This is a genomic window from Bradyrhizobium oropedii (genome assembly GCF_020889685.1).
Taxonomy (GTDB): domain Bacteria; phylum Pseudomonadota; class Alphaproteobacteria; order Rhizobiales; family Xanthobacteraceae; genus Bradyrhizobium; species Bradyrhizobium oropedii.
Map to the genome: position 1 here is coordinate 1 of NZ_JACMYO010000488.1, position 594 is coordinate 594.

The window sequence follows — 594 nt, forward strand, 5'->3', positions numbered from 1 at the left end:
CTGATACGTCGCGTTGCTGGGATCGGACACGTTCACCAGGCTCGAGAGCGCAATCTGCCCACCGGCCGTGGCACTTGGCAGGCTCGAGACACTCAACGTCGGCGCTGGCACCGTGACCGCAAACTGCTGCCAGCCACCTAGCGCGCCGTTGTTTTGAATGAGCCGCGCCCACAGCGTATCGGTACCGGCTGAAGTGCCGGCATCGAACACCACATTGGCACCTGACGGCACATTGATCGCATGGCCTGCGGTCTGCGCCACGCCGTTGATCAGGAACTCGCCGCCGGCTGCCGTGCCGTTCGAATCCCACAGCTGCAGCTGATACGTGGCGTTGCTGGGATCGGACACGTTGACCAGGCTCGAAAGCGCAATCTGCCCACCGGCCGTGGCACTCGGCAGGCTCGAGACACTCAGCGTCGGCGCCGGCACCGTGACCGCAAACTGCTGCCAGCCACTCGCCGTGCCGTTTTGAATGAGCTGCGCCCACAGCGTGTCGGAGCCGACTGAAGTCCCGGCATCGAACACCACATTGGCACCCGACGGCACATTGATCGCATGGCCCGCGGTCTGCGCCACGCCGTTGATCAGGAACTC

At 64.5% G+C, this 594-nt stretch carries 1 protein-coding gene; it reads right to left on the reverse strand.

The genetic code is table 11. The features are described from left to right. A partial coding sequence (locus H8A95_RS43430) for a hypothetical protein (protein WP_229188506.1) occupies positions 1-594 on the reverse strand: 594 nt, incomplete at both ends.